This window comes from Amycolatopsis coloradensis, from assembly GCF_001953865.1.
Taxonomy (GTDB): domain Bacteria; phylum Actinomycetota; class Actinomycetes; order Mycobacteriales; family Pseudonocardiaceae; genus Amycolatopsis; species Amycolatopsis coloradensis.
The window spans coordinates 44,514-66,421 of record NZ_MQUQ01000007.1 but is presented as its reverse complement, the minus strand read 5'-3'; the positions used below and the strand labels follow the sequence as shown (position 1 = coordinate 66,421).

The 21,908-nt window shown below is 68.0% G+C and carries 30 protein-coding genes and 1 pseudogene; 27 read left to right on the top strand and 4 right to left on the bottom strand.

Annotated elements, in window-relative coordinates; all coding sequences use genetic code 11:
• The first annotated feature begins 70 nt into the window (after positions 1 to 70).
• From BS329_RS15545 to BS329_RS15495, 10 genes and pseudogenes are all read left to right on the top strand, one after another.
• The gene (locus BS329_RS15545; RefSeq protein WP_076161305.1) at positions 71 to 1,036 is read left to right on the top strand and encodes a hypothetical protein; all 966 of its coding nucleotides are present in this window, start codon (positions 71 to 73) and stop codon (positions 1,034 to 1,036) included.
• Between the two features lie 127 nt (positions 1,037 to 1,163).
• Positions 1,164 to 3,353, top strand: coding sequence for a hypothetical protein (locus BS329_RS15540; RefSeq protein ID WP_076161303.1), 2,190 nt, complete (start codon positions 1,164 to 1,166; stop codon positions 3,351 to 3,353).
• Between the two features lie 250 nt (positions 3,354 to 3,603).
• Positions 3,604 to 3,969 carry a hypothetical protein gene (locus BS329_RS15530; protein WP_076161297.1) on the top strand — a complete coding sequence of 122 codons (366 nt, stop codon included), beginning with the start codon at positions 3,604 to 3,606 and terminating at the stop codon, positions 3,967 to 3,969.
• 267 nt (positions 3,970 to 4,236) lie between these two features.
• Positions 4,237 to 4,767 (top strand): hypothetical protein, encoded by a 531-nt coding sequence (locus BS329_RS15525; RefSeq protein WP_076161294.1) that lies wholly within the window; start codon positions 4,237 to 4,239, stop codon positions 4,765 to 4,767.
• Positions 4,768 to 4,804: 37 nt separating this feature from the next.
• The gene (locus BS329_RS15520; RefSeq protein ID WP_076161291.1) at positions 4,805 to 5,617 is read left to right on the top strand and encodes a preprotein translocase subunit SecD family protein; all 813 of its coding nucleotides are present in this window, start codon (positions 4,805 to 4,807) and stop codon (positions 5,615 to 5,617) included.
• 189 nt (positions 5,618 to 5,806) lie between these two features.
• The gene (locus tag BS329_RS15515) at positions 5,807 to 6,445 is read left to right on the top strand and encodes a hypothetical protein (protein ID WP_076161289.1); all 639 of its coding nucleotides are present in this window, start codon (positions 5,807 to 5,809) and stop codon (positions 6,443 to 6,445) included.
• A 241-nt stretch (positions 6,446 to 6,686) separates the two neighbouring features.
• Complete coding sequence (locus BS329_RS15510) at positions 6,687 to 6,929, top strand: hypothetical protein (RefSeq protein WP_076161286.1); 243 nt, start codon at positions 6,687 to 6,689, stop codon at positions 6,927 to 6,929.
• 109 nt (positions 6,930 to 7,038) lie between these two features.
• Entirely contained in the window at positions 7,039 to 7,293 is a 255-nt protein-coding gene (locus BS329_RS15505; RefSeq protein ID WP_143253048.1) for a hypothetical protein, read from the top strand.
• Between the two features lie 175 nt (positions 7,294 to 7,468).
• Positions 7,469 to 7,702, top strand: a pseudogene (locus BS329_RS45505) (HNH endonuclease); the annotation flags it as partial.
• Complete coding sequence (locus BS329_RS15495; RefSeq protein WP_076161282.1) at positions 7,690 to 8,433, top strand: tetratricopeptide repeat protein; 744 nt, start codon at positions 7,690 to 7,692, stop codon at positions 8,431 to 8,433. The pseudogene BS329_RS45505 and the gene BS329_RS15495, both read left to right, overlap by 13 nt.
• A gap of 282 nt (positions 8,434 to 8,715) precedes the next feature.
• Here the strand turns inward: BS329_RS15495 and BS329_RS15490 are convergent, their stop codons facing one another.
• The 3 genes from BS329_RS15490 to BS329_RS15480 form a co-directional block, all read right to left on the bottom strand.
• Entirely contained in the window at positions 8,716 to 8,961 is a 246-nt protein-coding gene (locus BS329_RS15490) for a DUF397 domain-containing protein (protein WP_076161279.1), read from the bottom strand.
• 127 nt (positions 8,962 to 9,088) lie between these two features.
• Complete coding sequence (locus BS329_RS15485; protein WP_076161277.1) at positions 9,089 to 9,724, bottom strand: DUF5753 domain-containing protein; 636 nt, start codon at positions 9,722 to 9,724, stop codon at positions 9,089 to 9,091.
• 4 nt (positions 9,725 to 9,728) lie between these two features.
• Positions 9,729 to 9,950, bottom strand: a complete 222-nt coding sequence (locus tag BS329_RS15480) for a helix-turn-helix domain-containing protein (RefSeq protein ID WP_076161275.1) — start codon at positions 9,948 to 9,950, stop codon at positions 9,729 to 9,731.
• A 430-nt stretch (positions 9,951 to 10,380) separates the two neighbouring features.
• On the opposite strand from BS329_RS15480, the gene BS329_RS15475 reads away from it, so the two are divergent.
• The 11 genes from BS329_RS15475 to BS329_RS15430 all read left to right on the top strand — a co-directional run bounded on the left by BS329_RS15475 (position 10,381) and on the right by BS329_RS15430 (position 15,731).
• Positions 10,381 to 10,578, top strand: a complete 198-nt coding sequence (locus BS329_RS15475) for a hypothetical protein (protein WP_143253047.1) — start codon at positions 10,381 to 10,383, stop codon at positions 10,576 to 10,578.
• Complete coding sequence (locus BS329_RS15470; protein WP_076161270.1) at positions 10,579 to 10,944, top strand: hypothetical protein; 366 nt, start codon at positions 10,579 to 10,581, stop codon at positions 10,942 to 10,944. It abuts the gene before it with no gap.
• Positions 10,945 to 11,296: 352 nt separating this feature from the next.
• The gene (locus BS329_RS15465) at positions 11,297 to 11,512 is read left to right on the top strand and encodes a hypothetical protein (RefSeq protein ID WP_076161267.1); all 216 of its coding nucleotides are present in this window, start codon (positions 11,297 to 11,299) and stop codon (positions 11,510 to 11,512) included.
• 92 nt (positions 11,513 to 11,604) lie between these two features.
• Positions 11,605 to 11,889, top strand: coding sequence for a hypothetical protein (locus tag BS329_RS15460; protein ID WP_076161265.1), 285 nt, complete (start codon positions 11,605 to 11,607; stop codon positions 11,887 to 11,889).
• Between the two features lie 186 nt (positions 11,890 to 12,075).
• Positions 12,076 to 12,546, top strand: a complete 471-nt coding sequence (locus BS329_RS15455) for a hypothetical protein (protein ID WP_076161262.1) — start codon at positions 12,076 to 12,078, stop codon at positions 12,544 to 12,546.
• 2 nt (positions 12,547 to 12,548) lie between these two features.
• Complete coding sequence (locus tag BS329_RS43360) at positions 12,549 to 12,692, top strand: hypothetical protein (RefSeq protein ID WP_158075787.1); 144 nt, start codon at positions 12,549 to 12,551, stop codon at positions 12,690 to 12,692.
• Between the two features lie 219 nt (positions 12,693 to 12,911).
• Complete coding sequence (locus tag BS329_RS15450; RefSeq protein WP_076161260.1) at positions 12,912 to 13,175, top strand: WhiB family transcriptional regulator; 264 nt, start codon at positions 12,912 to 12,914, stop codon at positions 13,173 to 13,175.
• Between the two features lie 15 nt (positions 13,176 to 13,190).
• On the top strand, positions 13,191 to 13,427 hold the full coding sequence (locus BS329_RS15445) for a hypothetical protein (protein WP_076161257.1): 237 nt from the start codon (positions 13,191 to 13,193) through the stop codon (positions 13,425 to 13,427).
• Positions 13,424 to 13,822, top strand: a complete 399-nt coding sequence (locus tag BS329_RS15440; protein WP_076161255.1) for a hypothetical protein — start codon at positions 13,424 to 13,426, stop codon at positions 13,820 to 13,822. Before BS329_RS15445 ends, BS329_RS15440 begins: the two co-directional genes overlap by 4 nt.
• A 642-nt stretch (positions 13,823 to 14,464) precedes the next feature.
• Positions 14,465 to 15,004 (top strand): hypothetical protein, encoded by a 540-nt coding sequence (locus tag BS329_RS15435; RefSeq protein ID WP_076161252.1) that lies wholly within the window; start codon positions 14,465 to 14,467, stop codon positions 15,002 to 15,004.
• A 373-nt stretch (positions 15,005 to 15,377) separates the two neighbouring features.
• A complete protein-coding gene (locus tag BS329_RS15430) occupies positions 15,378 to 15,731 on the top strand; it encodes a histone-like nucleoid-structuring protein Lsr2 (RefSeq protein WP_076161249.1) in 354 nt (117 codons plus the stop codon).
• Between the two features lie 331 nt (positions 15,732 to 16,062).
• Here BS329_RS15430 and BS329_RS15425 read toward each other — a convergent pair whose 3' ends face one another.
• Positions 16,063 to 16,719, bottom strand: a complete 657-nt coding sequence (locus tag BS329_RS15425) for a hypothetical protein (protein WP_076161247.1) — start codon at positions 16,717 to 16,719, stop codon at positions 16,063 to 16,065.
• 645 nt (positions 16,720 to 17,364) lie between these two features.
• Between BS329_RS15425 and BS329_RS15420 the strand changes: the two genes are divergently transcribed.
• The 6 genes from BS329_RS15420 to BS329_RS15395 all read left to right on the top strand — a co-directional run bounded on the left by BS329_RS15420 (position 17,365) and on the right by BS329_RS15395 (position 21,675).
• Positions 17,365 to 17,673, top strand: a complete 309-nt coding sequence (locus BS329_RS15420) for a hypothetical protein (protein WP_076161244.1) — start codon at positions 17,365 to 17,367, stop codon at positions 17,671 to 17,673.
• Entirely contained in the window at positions 17,673 to 18,200 is a 528-nt protein-coding gene (locus tag BS329_RS15415) for a cupin domain-containing protein (protein ID WP_076161241.1), read from the top strand. The genes BS329_RS15420 and BS329_RS15415 overlap by 1 nt, the downstream gene beginning before the upstream one ends.
• Positions 18,197 to 19,267: an aminotransferase class I/II-fold pyridoxal phosphate-dependent enzyme gene (locus tag BS329_RS15410; RefSeq protein WP_076161239.1), complete on the top strand. Its 1,071-nt coding sequence runs from the start codon at positions 18,197 to 18,199 to the stop codon at positions 19,265 to 19,267. Before BS329_RS15415 ends, BS329_RS15410 begins: the two co-directional genes overlap by 4 nt.
• Positions 19,268 to 19,271: 4 nt before the next feature.
• A complete protein-coding gene (locus tag BS329_RS15405; protein WP_076161236.1) occupies positions 19,272 to 20,747 on the top strand; it encodes a YczE/YyaS/YitT family protein in 1,476 nt (491 codons plus the stop codon).
• Positions 20,744 to 21,097 carry a hypothetical protein gene (locus BS329_RS15400; protein WP_076161234.1) on the top strand — a complete coding sequence of 118 codons (354 nt, stop codon included), beginning with the start codon at positions 20,744 to 20,746 and terminating at the stop codon, positions 21,095 to 21,097. Before BS329_RS15405 ends, BS329_RS15400 begins: the two co-directional genes overlap by 4 nt.
• 188 nt (positions 21,098 to 21,285) lie before the next feature.
• The gene (locus BS329_RS15395) at positions 21,286 to 21,675 is read left to right on the top strand and encodes a hypothetical protein (RefSeq protein ID WP_076161232.1); all 390 of its coding nucleotides are present in this window, start codon (positions 21,286 to 21,288) and stop codon (positions 21,673 to 21,675) included.
• Positions 21,676 to 21,908 lie beyond the last annotated feature (233 nt).

Below are 21,908 nucleotides of genomic sequence, written 5' to 3'. Positions count from 1 at the left end.
GGGTGGGTTCGATTCCCGCCAGGGGCACGCACACCCATCCACCAGTCCAAATTCAGAGGAGGAGAGCGATGTGGAAATTCTGATCATCTGCGGTGTCGCGTTCTTCATGACACGCGGCGTCGTTCGCGACGTCGCGGACAGCATCGCTGTCGCGAAAGGACGACACGAGCTGCCCAGCACCGAACGCTGGAAGGCCCACAATCCCGGCAAGTCACCAGCACCCGGCATTCGCGGCTACCTCGGACGGCTGGTCACCAACAGCGTCGAAGACTGGGCCGACGCCTCGTCCAGCCGTTACCGCCGGAGGAAGAAGTGGCGACACAAGGACGAGAAGCGCCGAACCGACGCCTACATCGCCAAGAGGACGGCCAGGTTGGAGAAGGCCGCCGCACGGAAAGAGAAGTGGGCCAAACGGCGAGGTGTCGTCTGGGACAAGACCAAGAACGCAGCCGCCAAGGCCAAGGACGCCGCGACGACCCGCCACGAGGACAAGAAGGCCGGGAAGCAGAACCAGGCAGTCGACGACGCCACGCCGGACGCCGAGGTCCTCGAATTCAAACCACGCCCCGCCCCCACCGAAGGAAAGGAACCGCTTGTGACTGCAACCACCATCAATCCCGAAATCACCAACCTCACCGAGGCCATCGCATACCCCCACGCGATGGGCACCGCGATGAAGGACCTCAAGGTCAAGACCGACTCCAGGGCCGCCGAGCTCATCGCCACCGCGAGCGTGCAGGAGGCCGCACTCGCGCAGGTCGAAGTGGCCATCGCCTCGCTGCGCAAACTTGGTGTCGAGGGAAAACCCATCGCCGGGCTGGAGCTCGCCCGCGAGGAGCTCAAGCGCGCGGCCCTCAAGTACCGGGCCGCCGCCGCCGCAGTGACCGAAGCCGGTGAGGCCGCCGGTACCGCCGACAGCGCCTTCACCAAGGTCGCGAACATCTTTCGCAAGCAGACCGGCATCGCCGAGCAGGTACAGGCCGCGAAGGCCAGCGGCAACCGCGCCGGTAAGCGCGAGATGTACGAGAACGCCTGATCCACGGCGCCGAAACGGCACCCCGGCGGTTCCTTCGCGGCCGCCGGGGTGGCCGGGTTCGATTCCCGGCCCGCGCACGCACCGCCACGCCATTACACACAGCCCTTCGAAGGAGGGACAGCAGCCCATGTCCACTCGCATCCGCCGCCAGACACGCAAGAACGACACCACCGCCGACCTGCGGTCCCTCGATGACGTGTTCCAGCAGAAACACGGCCTCCAGAAGCAGCCCGCCGGAGAAGACACCGAACCCAAGACCCTGCGCGATCGGGTGGAGACGGCGAGAAAGGCCGCCGCCACCACCAAACGCGTCGCGGTCACCGCCGCGACCATGCACAAGACCCCGCTGCTCTATCGCAACCGCCGTGCCCTGCGTCCCTGGTACGCCGCTGCGGGCACCGCCGCGCTCGGCTCGACCGGCGCCCTAGTCGCCGGACTCGTCGACGGCCCCGGCCTGCTCGGCATGGACCTGGCCGACCTCGCCATCTCCGGGGGCACCGGCGCCACCGCGCTGGCCGGCGGCATGATCGCCTACAAGCTGGCGCAGAAGAAGGTCGGAGAGCAGCTGGAGCGCTCCGGCATGGCCGGGCGGCTCAAGACCGGCCTCGGCGCGGCCTGCGCCTGGTGCGCTACCGCCCCGCTCACCGGCGTCACCGCCGCCGAGATGTGGCTAGCGCTCGGCCTGGGCACCGTGAGCCTGTCGGCCCGCTGGTGGCAGCGGATCCGCCCCGCCTACCCGGTCGGCCCGGCCCCGACCCCCGCCGCCAAGCAGACGGAGACGAGCGCTCGCCCGGTCGTGGACTTCAAGAAACGGCCGACCAGCGAGATCATCGCAGGCTGGGAAGCCGACGTGGCCGCCACCGACGGCGGCGCCCTGCCGGGCAGCACCATCGAGTACAAGGGTGCGCTGACCAACGGCCGCGCGTTCACCGTCCAGCTCAAGGCCGGGAAGCAGACCCTGGCCATGGCCCGCGGCGCGGTCGACAAGATCGCGGGCGCGATCAAGGTCGCCGAACCGCGGATCGCGTTCGAACTGCCCGACATCGACGACCCGGCGGTGATCGAACTGCGGGTCATCGACAACTCCCCGGTCATGTCCGGGGTGGCCTACGAGGGCCCGCAGATCGTCCAGGACGAGCGGGGCACCCACATCGTCCTCGGCCCCTACGCCGACGGCGAGGGCGACGCCCTGTTCACCGTGCTGGTCGAGGACGCGCTGCTGGGCGGCTACATCTTCGGCGGCACCAACGCGGGCAAGTCCCGCGTGGTCGAGCTGATCGCGATCGGGCTGCGCAAGATGGGTATCGAGATCTGGTACCTCGACCCGCAGGAAGGCCAATCCTCACCCGCACTAATGGAACTGGCCGACTGGCCGCTGGCCGGGCTCGGTGATGACGACGACCCGACCTGCAACATCGACGCCCTCGTCGGCGCGATGAAGGGCGGCGTGCGGTACCGCTCCAAGCGCCTGGCCGTTAACAGGCAGAAAGGGTTTACCCACACCCGGGCCCTGCCCGGCGTCATGGTGATCATCGACGAGTCCGCCGACGTGTTCAACGAGGTCTCGCCGAGCGGCCTGACCTACGGCGAGATCTTCGGGCTGCTGGCAAAGAAGATCCGCAAGAACGGCATCGGCCTGCTCGCCGTCGGGCACATCTACACCCTAGGCGCGTTCGGCGACTCCAAACTGCTGCGCAGCAGCCTGGCCGGGTTCAATCTCATCGCCCTGCGCACCACCGAGAAGTCCGACAGCACGCTGCTGCCCTCGGGCATGCCCGACCCGACCGTCCTGCCGGAACTGCCCGGCTTCGGCTACATCAAATCCAAAGCCGCGCTCCGGCTCGCAGCGTTCCGCGCCGCCTACGTGCAGAACCCGGCCGAGTGGCTGGCCAGCCTCACACCCTGGGAACTGGACAACGGAACCGCGAACGCGGCCGGCGACGTGTACGTCCGCCGGTTCGAGATCGCGCAGGAGAAACGCCGCGAGCTCGAACTGGAACTCGCCGCGATGGAAAGCGGCGACTTCTCCTTCGACGAGGAGGATGACTCGAAGGACACCCCTGGTGCCGAACCCGCACCGGGCGCACCGCTGGTCGAGCTGCCCGCTCTCGGCGGCGGCGTCATCACCCTGCCCGCCAAGCCGCTCACCCCGGGCGCCGAGCGAGTGATGATCATGCTCCGCAAGGGCGGCGACTGGCACGTCAACGACCTCGCCGAAGGCCTCGCCATCAGCCCGCAAGTCGTGCGCCGGCACATCAAAGCCATCGGCGAGACCCGCCTAACCAAGGTCCGCGACGCCGTCTACCGCGTCAAATAGCCCCGCGTCTCCACCGCCGCCACACGGTACTGCGAGGCCTGCGAGTACTCGCAGGCCTCGCACACCTCTACCCCGCCATGCGCCACCCCCACCATCAAGAAGGGACACAGCATGTTCACCAGGAAACGCGCCACCCCCGCACCGGCGACGCGCCTGGCGCCCGCCATGCCCCGGCAAGACCAGGTCGGGGCGGGCGTACCCGGTTCCCGACTGGACCCGTGACTGGCCCGCTGAACTCGGCGACGACATCGTGACCGACCTGCTCGCCCTGCACGAGAGGCTGCTCACCACCGCTGGCGACACCGAACCCAGCACGCTGTTCACGAACGCCGCCGACATCGTCCGCCACCTGATCCGCCAGCACACCTACATGAACCCGTACGGCATCACGCTTGATCTCCGGAGCGAGACCCAGGCCGCGGTCACCGCAATCCTCGGCGTGCTCCGCCACGAAGCAGGCACCGAAAAGCGCACGGCGAGCGGCGCGCTCCGCACCGCCAAAGGCTGGGCCGACCATGCGAGCCTGCGCCTCGACGCCGCCGAGACGGAGTTCCGTCGTCAGCGGGACAGCGCCAAGACCCCGCCCGATGCCCTCCCGGTGTTCCCGGCCCGCTGAACCAGTCCTCGCTGTCCTGCGACGGCCCCGCCCAGTTTCCCCGGACGGGGCCGTCGCCGTCGCCGTCCCGGGAAGGCCTCCATGAAGCTCCTGCTGTTCTTCGCCGCGCTGACAAGAGATCCGGCACGAAGGTCCGCCTCGGCCGCAAGCTCCTCGGCAGCACCCGCGACCTGTAGCGCCCCACCACCGCCCCGTATCTGCGAGGCCGGATAGGTCTCGCAGGTCTCGTATCTCTCGCCACGACACCAACCTGGAAGGACGTACTGCATGACGGGCACTCTCGCCCACCTCGCCTCCGCCACGAGCGCCCGCCGCCTCGAAATCGCGGACCTCATCGACGGGCTCGTGCACTCGATGTCCCGCAGCGATAGCGACGTCGAAGACGCACAGCTGCTCGCCGAGCTCGCCGAAGCCACCGACGACTTGGCCACCTTGACCGGCCTCGTCGAGGACGCCGACGACACTCGCATGATCGTGCTGCTGGCCGACCTGGCCGCCGCCCGCGCCCACGACCGGCCCCGCGCCCCCGGCCTGCTGCCCGAGCTGGAGCAGCAGCCCTACCAGCGAGCCGTCATGGCCTGCATGGCCTCCCGCGTCGTCGACCAGCCCGGCTGGGTCCTGGCAGTGCGGCTCAACGCCTTGATCGACCGCGCGATCGATCTCGGCATCGGCACCCGGCTCACCGAACGCCTCGCGCTTGCGGTGTCCCGCCGCCCCGACGGTGAGAACGCCGTCGAACACGACGAGGCCGACGGCATCGGCGTCGGCGTCGGCGACGAACTCGGCGCCCCCGCCTGACTCGCCAAGTCAACCATCTCACGGAAGGAGCCCGCTTGTGACCACCATGATCACCACTCCCGCCGCGACACCTGCCCTGGCCTGGGACCACTCCGGACACCTCGGCCTCGGCACCCGGCTCGACGGAGCCGGGCCCGCCTGGTTCGACCTCGCCGGGGACGTCCACACCTTCAGCGGCGTGATCTCCGGCCCGAAGGGCAGCGGCAAGAGCACCACCGCGCGGGCACTGGCCGCCGCCGCCCGCGCGAGCCAGGTCGTGCCGCTCACCACCCTCTACACCGATCTTTCCGGCGGGATGGAGAACCCGCTGCTCGCGGAGATCGCGAGCATCCCGATCCTGAACACGACCCCGGGCACGGCGATCGACCTGCTGCACGACGCGGTGGAAGTCCGTGCCGAGATCCTGCGAGACCGCGGCGAGCGGAGTCTCGCCGGCACCGAACTGCCGGTGATCCTGGCGGTGGTGGAAGGAGCCGACCGGATCGTCGGGAACCGGCCGCAGCGCTGGATGTGGGTCGCCCGCCGCGCCCGGAAGCTCAACATCGCGCTTCTGCCCATCCTGATTCAGGACGACAACCCGAACCTGGCTGGGCAACGGCCACCGTGGAGGCTTCTGTCGAGCACCAACCGCATCCAGATGCGTGGATCCCGCACCCTCGCGGGCATCGCGCGGATCCGCGACGCCGTCGGGAACGAGCACGACACTCAGGTGCCGTACCTCGCCGACGGGGATCCCTGGCTGCGCACCGAGATCGCGCCCGACGACGCGCTCGACCCGGCCACCGCGACGGTGTTCGACGGCTTCTACATCGCCCCGCCCACTCCAGTGAGGAGGGACCTGTGGCCGTGATCGCGACGCTGGCCTTCATCGGGGCCCTCGCGTTCGCCGTTCTCGGCGTCGTCGCTGCGCTGATCGCCCGCCAATGCTACCGGGCAGCGATTGCCGCTGCGCCCGCCGAACCGCCCTGCACCGGGAACCCCGGCCAACCCCGGGATCTGCCCCGCCATCCCATCCCGCCCCACCTGGAAAGGACCTCCCATGCGCGAGCTCACCGATGAACCCGACCCGAAGACCCACCGGCCGGAGCCTCCGCTGCGGTTCAACACCTACTTCCATGACCAGCTGCGCAACGCACAGGCCCTCGCCGAGCTGGCCCTGTGGGGCGCGGCCGCGATCGTGTTCTACCTGATCGTCATCGCGCACCCTGAGCTGTGGCTGTGGCCCGCCGCTACCGGCCGCAGCCCGCAGCACCTGCTTACCGGCGGCGTGATCGCCCTGCTGCTCCTGATGGTCATCAGGGTCGGGAGGGATGTCATCTACGGCGACCGCGGCTGGACCCACCATCCCCAACACCTGGACACCTACAAGCGGATCCAGCTCGACCGCGATGGTCGCGCCCTGGCCCGCACCACCTCGGTGGCCTACCTCGCTCTGATCGCGTTGCTGATCGCGCCGGTTGTTCCGGACCTGGCGATGGCCTGGTCGGCCAACATCCCGGCCGCGTTCACCGGGTTGGGGCCGCAGCTTGCGCTGCGCCTGGCCCCGGCCGCCCTCTTGTACCTCCTGCACGCAGCCCTTGGCTGGGGTCTCAACCTGATCGCCGAGAACCTGGCGAACCGGCAGGACGCTGAGATCGAAGACGTACAGCGGCCGCCAGTAATCACCGCGCTCCAATAGGACGGCCCGCTCGACCGACCTGCCCCGTCGGGATGGAGTCGAGGATTCCCGGCCCGACGGCAACGTCCGCCCGCTGGCCCATCCACCGTTCCTCCGGCTACCGAACCAGGTAGCCATGCAGCCGCCCGGCTCCACCACTCAACACCCGCCGCTCGATCATCCGGCCGCGCCGGGGGTCGAACCTCGTCGTGAGGTTCGACCCCAGGCTGTCGCTATTTCGCCAACCACGAAGGAGATCGCTGTGGACACCAAACCGAACTGGGGACCGGCCAAGCTGAGCGTGCCGGACCTGCTGCCCGACCTGATGTGCATGGAAACCGTCACCTCCGACGGGGTCGAGATCACGCGGTACAAGCACATCGACACCCGCCGCTCCATCCACCTCGACGCCAACGGCACCGCCTACAACGTCGAATTCCGCGACGGCGCCCCGTTGGCCACGAAGATCCCCCTGGCCGACGCAGTGTCGTACCTGCGGTCCTGACTCGCTTTTGTCGCCACCTGAAACCCGTTCCGGGGCTGTGGCTCACCCGCCGGTGAGCCACAGCCCCGGTCTTTCGTTGCCCACCTACTACTTCATCGAGGACAGCCACATGCCCACCGTCATCCACAACGGACACTGCGACGCCGTGAAGCATGGCGTCGATCCGGTGCTCATCGAGCAGGTGATCACCCGGCTCGACACCGACTTCGGCGGCCGCCGGGACCGCCAAGCGCTCGACGCCTCGGCGACCGACGTGCTCGACGGGCACGCCTACGCCGCCGGCGACACCCACACGCCCACGCCTCGCGAGGTCGACGTGCTCGTCGCCGCGGTGCGGGCCCGCATTCGGGGAGGTGCTGCGTGAAGCGCCTCGCCTCGATCATCCTTGCCGCCGTCGTCGTGGTCACGGCCGCCTGCGGCGAGCCGACGGCAACCGGAGCGGAACCCACGAATGCGCGTAAGCAGCTGGACGAGCTCACCGTCGCGCCGCGCGGTTCGATGGACGGCTACGACCGCAAGAAGTACCCGCACTGNNCGACGAGAAGCGGCGCCAGTTCGCGAACGACCTGACCCGGCCGCAGCTGTTCGCCGTCACCGACAACGTCAACCAGGAGAAGAGCGACAAGGCGCCGGACCAGTGGAAGCCGCCGCTCGTGTCGTTCTGGTGCACCTACGCCACCGACTGGATCACCGTCAAGCACTACTACGGCCTGACGATCACCGTCCAGGAGAAGTCGGCGTTGGCGTCCATGTTAGCGCGGTGCCCGCAGTGATCGCGTCCGGCGAGCTGGCAACCGCCTGGCTACGGACGCACGCCCTCGGGATCACGGCCGCGCATCGCTGTGGAAACGCTGAGGCGGAAGCCCGGCTGCGGTGCCAGCTGGGCCGCGCATACCTGGATCTAGGGCACTTCGACGCCGCCGAGCAGGCGTGCTCGGACGCGCGGGATCTTGCCCGGAGTACGGGAGATCGCCTCAACGAGTCGGTCGCGGTGGACCAGCTGGGGATGGCCGCTCAGGGCCTCGGCGACCTTGACAAGGCCGTCGCCTACTTCACTGAGAGCCTGCGCATCGAGGAGGAGCTCGGGATCGACCGCGGTGTCGCCCTGCGCCATCGTCGGATCGGCGAGGTGCTGCTGCAAGCCGGACGGTTCGACGATGCGGATCGGCACCTGCGCGTCGCACGGGAGATGTTCGCCGACATGGGGGATCGCGAGGGCGCGGCCGCCGTGGAGGTCGCCCTCGCACGGCTTGACGCCCACGTCGGCTCACCCGCCGCGGCACTGCAACGCTTGCAGCGCGTCCGCGAGTCGCGGTCCGCTGGCTACGAGGCCGACGTACTGATGGCTCTCGCCGACGTCGCCAGGATCGCCGGCGACCTAGACGCAGCGCGAAACTACGCGAGGCAGGCCATACAGCTCTGCGAACCGGTCGGCGGCCTGCGGCTGGATCGCGCCAAAGCTTGGCTGGCGTCGCTGGCGACGGCAGACTTCGACCGTTCGTAGACGACCGAGTCTTTCCAGCCAAAGTCGACTCGGCGTGCTCGGTGTTCCCGGTCGCCGTAGATGATCGCGGATCACGTCCATGTCTGTCCTCGACGCCTCCGGCTGTCGTCGCGGCCAGCCGATGCAATCACTGGCGCCGACAGGTGTCATCTTCCTGAACGTGGCGCTTGAACCGGATACCGTGGTACGCGCACTGCTGCGTAGTGTTCGGGGCTGCCAACGACGGAGACCCGCGCCGATACACGCGGCGCGGGCCTCCGCTCGTGTTGCCGAATAGCGTCGTTACAGGATGAGATGGTCAAACTCGCCGGCCTTGGCGCCCTTGAGGAACGCTGCGAACTCAGCGACGGTGTACCCGAGCGTGGTGCGCTGGGTCGCCGGGATGGTGTCGTACTCCTTTTCGTCCTGCATCCCGATCCAGCCCTCGACACGGCTCAAACGAACGCAGTCGCCCTTGTCCGGTGAGAACGAGGACTTGATGTACTCGCCGCCGCGCAGCTTCTCGACGGGCGGCCGTTCTACTGTCATCGTCACTCCTTCACTGGTCACGGGTGGGGCCCGCCGTGGGTGGTGGTTCCCCACCCCAACGCAGCATCCCCTGCGATCACGAAGTGTGGGCAGGGGAGCGGCGACGATCACGGTAACGGCGGCGGGCTTACCCGCTGTACATCGCCCAGATCTCTTCGATGCGCCGATGTGAGTCGTCGACATCGAGTGCGACCGCCTTGCTCGACGCGACGCTGAACAGGTTGTTGTAGTAGCGCAGTTCGGACGGCTTCTCAAGAAACCCGGTACCTGGCCCGGACTCGACGAACACGGCTTCGGGATCGTCGGGGTCGGAGAACTCCGTGATCGCGAAGGCGCTGCCCTTCGCGCCGTAGGCGTCGGCGGTGAATGGCACGACAAGTACCTCGACGGTGGCCTGCCAGGAGGCATCAAGGATGTGCCGGAGCGTCGAGGCCAGCACCAGGCGGCCTCCGACGTGGCTATGTAGCGCGGCTTCGCCGATCACCACGGTGTACCGGAAGTCTGGGTCGGCAAGACGCTGCTTGCGCCGCATCCTGAACTCCACCACGCGCGACATGTCTACCGGCCTGGTGCGTTGCGAGGCGCTCACGACGGCGCGGGTATACGTCTCTTCCGCGAGCATCGTTGGGATGTACGCGTCGACGTATTGGCGCACGTGGGCAGCATCGAGTTCGAAACCGGCCAGCATCTCGTCATACTCGGTGATGACGTCGACGTACTCCGACCACCAGCCGAGCTGGTCGCCGTGGCGCCACAAGTCCATCCACTCAGCGGCCTGCTCCTCCGAGGGGGTGCAGAACTTCGATGGTTTTGCGGATCTGGACCTCGGTCAGACCCGCCTTGCCCGCCTCGAATTTCGACCAGCGCGACTGGTTGACCTTGATGCGCCGGGCCACCTCCGTACCCGACATCCTCAGCTCGGTCCGGCGCTCCCGGACCTGACGGCCGAGCCGTCGCCTGCGCAACGTGGGACTCACGCTCCCGTTCATCGTCTTCCTTCCTGTGGACTGAGCCGCGCTCCGTGGCCTCGCCCATCTCCCTGACCGCGCTCCGCGGCCATTCACCCGAATGGCGTCCTTGACTAGCAAATAAATATTCCTGGACTATGTTTCTCGTAGGCCGGAGGGTATGCAAGTCAAAGTACCCGACCGGTCGAAGGTGTCGGGGGAGGGACGTGCGGCAGCCCCCCAGCCGTGTAGGTGCGGCCCTCTCCCGGCGTCGGAAGCCGATGGATCGCGGAGTCTCAAAGGTTCGTCGGCAGCCGACGCGCCGGGCCTCTCAATGGCCCGCTTTTCTCACCGCGAGGGCCTGCTGCACCAACACTCATTGGAGCCGCAATGAAACATCCAGTGATCGTTCTTCGGCGCAGCCAGACCGACGGCGCCTCCGGTTTCCTGTCGGCTGAGTTTGGAGTGCACTGTGCGAGAGGTCTTCTGGATGTACGGCGAGAACGGCCAGGATCACGCCGTGCTGCTCGCCCCCGAGACCGTCACGGTCGGGGAGATCGTCGGCACGCTGTGCGGCCTGCCCCTGCAAGCTCGGCCCGGCAGTCCTGGTCAGCGACACCTCGTGTGCGTCGAAGCAGCCCGGCGTGCCTCCTCGGCCGCGGTGGCATGAGTGCCGTGGACGGAACCCCTGGCCGCCACCGGTGTCTACCGGCGGCTACTGCACCGGCTCGATCCAGGTGCCCGGTCGTTCAACTTGACCGCCCCGGACAACGACAAGGTCGCCCGCCAGTTCTGGGCGGCGGCATGCGGAGCGGTCACGGTGTGGCCCTGGGCGCGAATGCCGGTCTGGGAGTACTGCCCGGCCTGCTGGGACGTGACGGCGGCCGTGCCGGAGCCGCCTCCCGGTGGGGGAGTCGCCTGGCCCACCTCCGATCCCGCTGCGGAGACGCTGTCGCTGATGCAGAGAAGGGAGCCGGGAAAGGCACTCGCTCGGCTCGTCGAAGCGTTCTTTCCAGGCGGGTCTTGGTTCGAGTGACGGTCCGGCCGAGCAGTTCAGACCTCGGGCATGCCGACAGCGGAGCCCACGATCGTCGACTCGGCACACCGGTCCTTCTTGGGTGCAGCCGGCGTGCCGAGTCGACCAGGAGCCCGGCCAGCAGCGCGCGACCCCCGGCGAGAACACATCCCGCCGCGCCCTGGCCGTCATTGGCGGAACCCGGTGCATCCGCGTCCCCCGGCACCGGGTTCCGCTCTCCCGCCTCGGCCGGAACCGCCCCTCGCAGGGCCGGTCGAGAGACGCGAGGGCCAGGGCCGTCAGGCCCGTGACGGGCCTGGCCCTCGCCCTTTTCCCGCTCCTTACGACACCTGAGCGAACAGGAGGAACGCAGATGGAAACCACGAGCCAATCGCAGCAGCCGGTGACCTTCTGGACGGCAGGGTTCGGCCCCGCCCCGGACGAGGGCGTGCCTGGGGTTCGCGATGACGACGGCCAAGTCTGGCGCCCCGCACCGCAGGCAGCACCGGGCACCTATTCGTACGCCGATCGACACTTCGCGACGCTGGGTGAACTGCACATGCGCACGAACCTGACGCTGGTGGCGTAGCCGCCGCCGGGCGGGTTTCCGCCCGTGGCCGCGCGTCCCACCGCATCGACAAGACCCATTCCCGGGCAACGACATTCTGGAGGTAGACACCCATGCACGAAGCGCAGTTGAGGAGCTTGGTCACCAGCCTGGTTCAGGATTCCTTCACCGGAGACGACGCCCATCTGGCCGCCGCGATCCTCGATCCCGACGACTCCGGCTTAGACCTGCTCTGCCGCGAGCTCGACACGGAAGGCAACGGCGACACCGCGCAGATCACCGCGCTGTGGAGGAGGGTCGCGGATTCCCTCGCCGAGAACAACAGGCTCAGCGCGATCGCCGATGGCTCCACCACCAGCGCCGGCGCCTACCTGTCGACCCTGGTCGGACAGGTGTAGAGCGATGGACAAGGCCCTGACTGATCCGGTCGAAGCCCCGCCGAACAGGTGCGCGTGCGAGTACACGCTCAGCACCCGGGAGACCCGAAAGCATCCGTTCGGGCGGCTGGTAATGATCGCGATCAATCCGTATTGCCCAGAACTGGACAACCTGGCTGTGCCGCATCCTCTGCTGAGGAGGTCTCGATGACCACCATGCTCGTGCGGCCGCAGACCGGCGACATCATCATCGGGACCTGCCAGACCCGAGGTCCAGAACGCACCGGCCGGATCACCGAGGTCCTGGGCCCGATCCCCGATGGCGGCGAGTACCGCTATCGGATCGACGACGCCGCGCCGGATCGCGCGGCCGGAGCCGCAAGCGTGATCGTGGCGTTCCTGCGCTTCGGCGACCAGTGCCGGTATTGCCAGGGAGCGATCGAGATGACCGATCCGTCCGGACGCAGCCTGACCGACTGGCGCCACGTGACGAGCCAGGCGTCGAGCTGCCCGCCGGGCACACCGCGGCTGCACGGGTCCGTGCCGCCGGCGACGGTGCGGCCGAGGTGCCCGGACTGCAGGTCCTTCGCTGTGCGGACCGAGCCGGAGCCGCCGACGTTCGATCTGACCAGCTGCCCGGCCTGCGGCTACGAGCACCGCTTCGCGACGGGAGCGTGACCATGGAGTTGCAGATCGTCGGGCTTGCCCTCGTGAGCTTCCTGGTGCTGGTCGGCGGTCTCGCTGGGACCGTCCTCGCGGTGCGGGCACTTCGGAGACGGCTGGAGGGACGGCGAACGACATCCTCGACGGCCGGAGAAGTGTGACCCCGCGTGAGCCCTATTCGTTGGCACGGAGAACTCACGCGAGGTCACACCCGGACCGGTCTACTTCCACCGAAGAAAGTGACCTGACCTCATTATGCCTACCTCGACTCTCGCCGCGGTGACCAGTGCCGCGGAATCCGCAGCGGCCAGCCCGCCCTCGGCGTCAGACCCGTGGGCACGAGCTGCCTGCCGGAATCACCCGGACCATGACGCGGCGATGTGGGATCCACGACCAAACAGGACAGTCAGCGAGCGACCAAGGTCTGCCGGGACGCGTGCACGATCCGCCGGTTCTGCCTCCGAACGGGACTGGTCGGCGGAGAGTACGGCGTCTGGGGCGGCCTCCCCGAGAAGGCGTTGCGCGCACTGCGCCGGGACCTTCTCCGCGAACTCGGCGGAAGACCGCTCCACGGCTCTGCCGAACTCGACGACGTGCTCGACAAACACGCACCCGACTCCCGAGAACCGAAGGCCCGCCCATGAACGCGACATTCATCCATGCTTGACACGGCCGCGGCCAGCGACCGCGCGGCGGCCACTGCCGGAGGCCAGGACCTCAGCACGATGACGAGCGACGAACTGCTCCGTGAGCGCGCCGAGCTCGACGCCGATGAGGCTCTGGCGTCGCAGGTGGCCCCGGCGAACGAAGGGTGGCTCGATGAGATCGGGGCGCAGAGGTGGGCGATCCAGCGTCGGCTCCTCGATCTGGGATGGCGGAAGGGGAGTTCCGAATGACGACGACGAACAGCAGCCGGAATCTGCTTCAGCTCCTGCCCCAGCCCTACGTTGACGACATGTCCCCGCGAGAGCACAGAGTCGCGGCCGGTGAGGACCGCATCCTCGGCGCGGCGATCACCGAGCAGCTAGAGGAATGGGACCCCGCCAGCAGTCCCGGCCTCCACACCGCCGTTCTGTTTCTTCGGCGGTTCGCCGACGGCCTCGCCGCACGGGCCGAGAAGTACGACGCTGCTGCCGATCAGGAAGAAGTGAGGAGAACGGCCGGCCCGACTCCCCGGCCCAGAACCACGCGCACGCCCGGCAGTGGGCAAGGCTGCGGCCGGACCGCGGACACTCTCGCGTCGAGCCAAGCGGGTGCAGCGGTCTCACGCGATCGAGAGGGCGCCGGGTAGTAACCGTCCATAGTGGCCACTTCCCTGAGCGGGCCGTCCCCGGCACGGCTGACGGACTCGCGCGGACGGTGGCATTGCCCGACGGCACGCAAGTCCAACCGTGCTCGCATCGTGATGTGAGCACGGTGAATGGCGGGGGCACTTCCCCCGGCCTCCGCCGAAGAACCCCCGGCGCGCATCGCCACCCCATGCGCCGGGGGTTCTTCCTTGTCCTGCTCAGAACGGGCCTGTAGTGCCGTGGCGCGACGAGGACGTCAGCGCGGGCAGTGATCACGGGACGGCATCACCTGGCAACGCAGCACGAAAGTCGCGGCCAGCATCGATGACGGTCTCAGCGAAAGCCAGCTCGCCTGGGTCGCCACCCCCTTAGAATGGGGGAGGGCGTGCGCCAAACCCCCTTTGGCGAAGCACGCGCGTTCCTGCCGCCGACGGCCTCAGTACCACCCCCTGCCCTCGGCGGCAGGAACGCACCACCCCCTTTGATACAGGTCAGCCGACTGTCCGAATCGTCGGCTGACCTGCATCGAGCTTGCGTCGGCCATGCCACCCACTGATATGGCCGACGCTGCGCGGGTGATCCACGTTGTGGACCAGCCTCGGAGCACACTATGATGCCGACCGGCGGTCGTCAACAGTTTTGGAATGATTCACGTCTGGGGCGTTCCAAAACTGTTGATCCTGGAGAGGGGGTTGGTGGTGGAGGGGCCTGGCAAGCATCAGGAGTTGAAGCAGCCCGGCAAAGGCAGCACCGTCGCCGAGCGGCTCGACTACCTGGCGAAGCTGCGTCCGGAGGACAAGGGCGGCGAGTGGAGCGACGCCGAGATCTCCAGGGGCATAGAGCGCAGACAGCTCGGGAGCCTCAGCACGCAAACGATCTGGCGGCTGAGGACGGGGCGCGCCGACGACCCCAAGTTCAGCACTCTGGTCATTCTGGCCGAGTTCTTCGGGGTTGAGCGCAGCTACTTCACCGATGAGGACCCTACCGAGTCGCTGGCTCAGATTCGCTATCTCCTGGCCCGGCGTGACGGAGGAATGCGGGAAACCCTGGCGCGCTTAGGCGAACTGTCCGATGATCACCTCGGCGTTGTGGGCAATGTGATCGATCAGCTGCTGGCACTCGAGCAGAAGCACAGTCAGGCTGATCCAGGCAATGTCGGCGCCGACGGTGAAAACTCTGCCTGAGGCCGAATCCTGCCATGCAAGGGCCTGGTGTCGGCGGGCTCCGGCAAGCGATCGCGAGTCATCGGATTGTGAGAGCCCTACGTCGTCGTGAGCGCGATCCGCATTGTGGTTGGCTGCCGGTGCAGACTCGCGATCCTGTCTCGTGAAGGACATGCCTAGTCGTGCCTAGCAATGTGTTGCGGGGATACGTGGTAGGAATATGAGATCCGCGCCGCAGACTAGCTCGATGAACCGGCCGCAGCACTTCCCTCGGAGGTTCTTCGCTGTGGCGACCAGATCGCGCAGTGTGCCGCAGTGGACTGTCCTGGGGGTGCGGTCGCAGGCTGCGCGTCCACGATCATCAATATCGTACGCGACATAGGGGAATCACCTGATGGCACAGAAAATGCAGGTCACACTCGTCGACGACCTGGACGGTGGTGAGGCGGAGGAGACAGTCGATTTCGGACTGGACGGGGTGACTTACCAGATCGACCTCTCTGCCGAGAACGCAGAAGAATTGCGTGATGCGCTCGCGCAGTACGTCGAGCACGCCCGACGCGCCGGCGGCCGCCGACGGATCGCCAAGCGAAATCCGGTCGTTGTTACCGCCCCGGCGCGGCCCGCCGGAGTTGATCGCGAGCAGAACCAAGCGATTCGCAAGTGGGCGCGCAAACAGGGCTACACGGTCTCCGACCGCGGCCGCATTCCCTCCGAGATTGTCGAGGCATACCACACGAAGAAGTAGCATCGGCGTCGCGCGATCGCGCCCGATCAGTGAGCGTTGGGGACGACTTGCTGCTGCTTCCGGCTTGCACTGGGGGGAACAGAACTGCCCGACGTCATGGACGAGGGCGCGCAACAGGCGACGTGCGTCGAGGGAATATGTCAAACCCGTCACATCGCGTATAACGACCTATACGGCACGGGTTTTGGTGATTTCCTTTTCACGGTGAGATCGGCTTGCTTGGCGGCTCCGCCTGCACGACGCTGCACTGAGGCCCAGCCCGAGAAACAGGGCTGGGCCTCAGTCGTGAGTAGTCGCGTGGAGAGCGTGACGGGTGGCGTTTGAGGATGCGCTACCGCCGGCCGCGGTCGCGCACGTGGACGGCGGCATCGGTGGTGGCCGCCGTGGCGGTCCGGCTGGCCGATCGAAGGGGGGCGAGCGCTGGGAGCTGGCGGGCCTGGTGCCCGAAAGCTCCATAGGCGCTCGCGACCGCGATCCACGGTGCCCACTTTCCGCTGATGCGTAGCGGTGTTGTGCTGCGGAAAGCCAGCGTCAGTGCCGGTATCGACGCGGTGAGTTCGACTCCGGAGATCTCGTCGAAGTTGAAGTTCGCCCAGATGCCGTCGACGTGGCACCAGAGCCGATGGGTGGTCACGACGGTGACGTCGAGGTTGTGTTCGTGCCATTGGGGTGCGGCCATCGCCCTGGCCTTACCGCGTTGCCGGGCCCGGCGTAGAGCGGTACCGACGATGGCGGTGGCGACGAACCCGGGAGACCCGACCACAAACGACGGCCCGTCCGGTACGTGCAGCACGTCCCGGCTCTCGAATCGCTCGTAGCGCAAGTGCACTTGGCGGGCGCGCGAAAACTCGGCAAGAACCCGTTCGCCGTCGTCGCGACCCGTCGGAAGGGTCGGGGGAGGCGTGATCGCCTCGGGCTCGACGCCGAGCGCGAGGTCGTGTTCGAGTTCGACCGCTTCGGCCCAACCATCGGTGTGCTTGGTACGCATCACTCCCCCCTTCTGCTGTCCTGTCAAGACGTTGACGTGTGTTGCACACGATAGCGCGTCGAGATCCTTTACGGCAGACCGGATCCGGCCCGCGACCAGCGGCAATGACCGCGAACTCTCGTCGCTGTGTGTGGTCGCGGGCGCCTGAATCTCCCGGCAATCTGGACGGCAACAGAGCGTTATGGCTGGTAGACCCGATGAAGTCGCCCTTGACGCAGAGTAGTTTTCCGGGAAAGAGTGGATCTCAGCAAGTGCCGAGCGTGCTCCTAAAAGGACCGTCCGATTGCTTGCCGGCTGATTCAGGGGGAATTGGTCACACCGGAGGTTGGGGGACCTCGTGCTCATGGTTGTTGCTGCGTGCCACCGTGTTTCGTGCTGCTCTGTCCACAGTCGACTCGGCCGGGCTCTGCCTATCCCATGCGCCGTGGACGTGATCGGGACGACCCGACCTCGCACGTAAGCACCCGTCGTCGTTCGTGACGGCACGCCGGTCGAATCCTGGCGGGCTGTGGTGATCCTTCCCGTGCTGAGCACCAGGTGCGCCCAATCCCCTCGTCTCTGCTGTCGCACGGCGGTTGGCAAACCCCAGGACTCGGCGCGTTGTGTGCGTCCTCGGGGGAAATTCTGTAGTTCCAAGGGGGATTCATGAGTATCGAGACCACGGCGCCGCCGCGCGCCGTCGACGAACCGCCGCTTCGTCCAGCTTCCGACGCCGCGGCGCACGAGGCCGATCTGGTGCTGACATGGGATCGGTGGAGCGGCTGGGCGCACCTGGCCCGCCACTGGCGAGGTGACACCGAGTTGCCCGCGTTCGTCGGCATCGCCCAGCTGCCGGGCGCCGGCGCCGCCGAGGTACGCGCGAAGTTGACCGCCGGTGGGCTGAGAGTGCTCACCGAGTACAACGTCGACGAGCAACTGGTCGAGTTCCGGATCGCGGCGGCGGTGAACTCGTAATGGCGGCCGATCAGAACCCGGTCCCCCGGCGGTCGACCGAGGAACCGTTTCACACCAACGTCTACGAGCTGCCCTCCGTGCTGGGAGCCCAGCAGCAGATCCTCACTCCCGCCGTTCACTCCGGAGTCGCTCCCGTTCGGCACCTCTCAGCAGGATCGGCCCGCATGCCGGGTGAGTACAGCACCCAGGCTCATGAGCATCCCGACTCCGAGATCATCGTCTTCGTCCATCGTGGCCTGGCGGTGTCGCTGTGGGGCGAGGACATGACTCCGGTGCTGCACCGACCCGGATCGGTGATGTGGATCCCGCCCGGTGTCGCGCACGCGGCGGTCACGCTGAATCCGCACCGCGGGGTGGCCGCGTTCGAGGTCCGCTCCGACCGTACTTTCGGCGACGACACGGTCTTGCGCCCGGACCTGGACTTCCTTGTCAGCAAGAGAATCCGTGATCTGCGAAGCGACTACGCGCTCGGACGCCTGGATCCCCAGCTCTTCGTGGACGCCGGGCCCGAGCGGGAGGGAGCGTGACCACCGGCAGCCTCGGCACGACGCCGCGATACGTGCCGGGGCGCACGGTGGCGGGAACGGTGAAGATGTCGGGTAACGAGTCACCGTCCGGGCCGGTGCCCGCCGCGATACGCGCGATGATGAACACGGTCGGGGGCGTGAACCGCTATCCGGCCAGCGGCAGCCCGGACCTGGTCGAGGCGCTCGCGACGCATCACGGGATCCCACCGGAGACCGTGATCGTGGGGCCCGGGTCCTCGGCGCTGCTGCAGCGGCTGATGTGGGTGGTGTGCGCCGGTTCCGGCGACGAGATTCTGATACCCCGTCCGGCTTTTCAGGCCTACGACCTGTTCGCCGGACAGATCGGGGTGCCGGTACGGACGGTCCCGCTGAGTCCGGAGTGGTCGATCGACCTGGATGCCTTCGCCGCGGCGATCGGGCCCTCGACGCGGATGGTGGTGATCAGCAATCCGCACAACCCGACCGGAACCCTGCTGGACCAGGACTCTCTCCGCCGCTTCCTCACGACGGTGCCCGACGACGTCGTGGTCGTACTCGACGAGGCCTACATCGAATACGCCGTCGACGGCGACGCCGACGCTGTCGCCCTGGCGAAAGCACACTGGGCCTACGGCCGCGACAACGTCGTGGCGGTACGGACGTTCTCGAAGGCCTACGGCCTGGCGGGGCTGCGCGTCGGCTATCTGATCACCCCGCCGAGCCTGAGTGCGGCCGTCTCCGGCGCGGCGCTGCCGTTCGACGTCTCCACTGTGGCCCAGGCCGCGGCCCTGGCCTCCCTGAAATCACAGGACTCGATACGCGCACGGTGTGACCTGCTGGCCACCGACCGGATCCGTGTCCTCACCTCGCTGTGGGACATGGGTTTCATGCCACCGACGTCGCACGCCAACCATGTGTGGCTTCCGGTGGGGGAGGACGCGACCCGGTTCGAGCAGCACTGCCTCGAGTCCGGGATCACGGTCCTGGCCTACCCCGACGTGGGGGTGCGGATCACGCTCGGATCCAGGCAGGACAACGACCTGCTGCTGAACGCCGCCCGCGCGTGGGTGTCCGGAGCGGGGAGCTGACCCGGTGGCCGCTCACACCCGATCCGCGCCGCCACGTGCCGCGCTGGGGATCCGGCTCGCCCAGCTGACGGCCGGAACCCTCGCCATCGGCCTCGGCGTCGCTCTGCTGCAGCGCGCCCGGTTGGGCCTGCTCCCGATGGACGTACTGCACCTCGGGGTCGCGCACCGGTTCGGGTTCAGTCTTGGCGGCGGGATCATCGCCGTGCAAGCCGTGATGCTGATGGCGTTCGTGCCGCTGCGGATCCGGCCCGGCATCGGCACCGTCGCCGGGTTCGTGGTCCCCGCGATCACCGCCGACCTGCTGCTGGGCGTCCTGCCGCCGGTCACGTCCCTGCCCGCGCGGATCGTGTGGCTCGCCGCGGGCGGAGCGGTCTTCTGTGTCGGCGCGGCGACCTATCTCACCGCCGCGCTCGGTCCGCTTCCGCGAGATGGGCTCATGCTCGCCTTCGGCGGCGACCGTCCCCGCCGGATCGCGGGTATCCGGATCGGATTCGACGTGGCGTTCGTGCTCGCCGGCGCGGCGCTGCTCGGTCCGAGCGTCGCGACGCACGGTGGCGGCATCGGGCCGGGAACGCTCGTGCTCGCGTTCGGGTGTGGACCGGCGATCGCCGTCCTTCTGCGCCTTGTCGCTGGTGTTCCAGGATTCTCGCAGCAGATCAATGGGCGGGGCGCAGGCGCGGGAAAGCGCCACGTGCATCTGCTGTCGTACATGTCGTTCCGGCATGCTCAGGGCAGCCAGCCGGTTCAGCTGCACTTCATGCAGGCCTATGCGCGAATCCTGCGCGACACCGGAGTGACCGTCGATCCCGGGCTTCGGTCGGCGACCCCGCGCGAGGTGATCCGGCAGCGTGCCTTGCCGACCAATCATCTGGACATCCCCGATCCCGCGCTGATCAGCGCGCAGCTGGAGTTCTGGTGGCTGCTGATGTGGGACGTGCTGGACGCGGTCCGCACCCGCGACCACACCCATCTTCCGTCCCGGCGGGACCTTCTCGATCGCATGAACGCGGTCGGTGGCAACCAGGAGATGAGCAGCTTCACCGACGAGGAACTCACCGCCCTGGACTCCGCCTTGGACCTCTACCGCAACGCCGCAGCCGACCAGCTCGCCGGAGACGTCATCGCCGTCACCTACTTCCTGCCCGCCCTGCTGCACGTGGAACGCGGGTTCCAAGGAGCCGGAACCCGGTTCCCCGCCCGGCCACGAACCGACGGCGGCGATGTCCATGACTCCCTGCTTCTGACCCACTGCCGGGCCGCGCGCGATCGCTACCGCAAGGGCACGACCGACATCACCGACCGCGTCTACCACGCGGTGTGCCGCCACCTCGATCGTGCCGAACGCGACGACACCGCCCTGCACGGCAGCTACCGGGCCCTGGTCGCGAGCTACAACCGCAACCACCCACAGGAGCTGGAACCCCGCCTCCACACCCCCGGCGACGAGTTCGCCACCCCGGCCCAGGACCGTGCCGCATGACGCTCTACTTCCACCTGGATGACGAGCAGCCCGAAGAACGGCACCCCTTCATCGTCCGATTAGGACGCTTGACGTTCCGCCTCCGGCGGTGCCGCGCGACCGATCTCCACGGCTCCAGCGTCACCACGACACCTGAGCGGCAGAGCCGCGATGACCACCCGGCCGAACAGGTCCCGGTTCTTCTATCCAGCACGGCGGACGCCAGTACGGCCGTCCTGAATGGACCAGACACGTGGCAGGCACCCGGCCTGGCCGCCGCCGAGCTCGCCGCACGGTCCGGCATGCGCCACAGCGAGCCCGCCCGCCTTCCCACCCGACGAGAGGAGTCCATCGAGCACCTCAATCTCTGACCACGACGACAACGCACAGCGCGGCGGATTCCGCCCGTGACCCTGTGTCCACAGTGGACCCGCACAAGCGGGAGCCACCATCTGACCCGGAACATCACCTGGCCCGGCGTTCATCGACGCGCCGAAGTGCCGACTGCGCCAGGACCGCAACCACAGCACGGAAAAGGTCCGTGCTTCTAGGGGGAACCATGACGAACAACACCACCATCTCGACCACCCGCGGCGGCCACCGGACCCTCGCCGCCCTCGCGCTCGGCGCGATCGCAGTGGGCGGGATCCTCGCCACCGCCGGGACGGCGTCCGCGTCCACGGCCCCGGCCGCACCGGCGTCCTACCTCCACAGCGTCGGAACCGACAGCCGCGAGTTGTCGGTCACGCCGGACAGCCGGGAACTGTCGATCACCCCCGACAGCCGCGAGCTGTCGGTGACCCCGGTCAGCCGGGAACTGTCGATCACCGCCGACGGCGCGGCGCCGGACGGTACCCGCATCTGGTCCACGGTGGACGGGAACTTCGACCCGTTCGGTTCGGGCACCGCGTCCAGTGTGGAACTGGGCATCGGGACGCTCAACGCCTGATCAGGCAACCACCCACCGTTCCGGGCACGACATGCAGGGATCAGGCCTGTCGTGCCCGGGGCACGCAGGGGATAGCGGGTCGGGCGGCCGATTCCCGGCCCGCTATCCCCCTGCTCGCGCGAACATCCGCCGCCGAAGGCGTCAGCGGGTTGGCAGCACACCGGTTCGATCTGTGATCACCGCCTGGGAACACGGGATAGGGCGGCGCTTTTTCCAAGGGGGAATTGAACAAT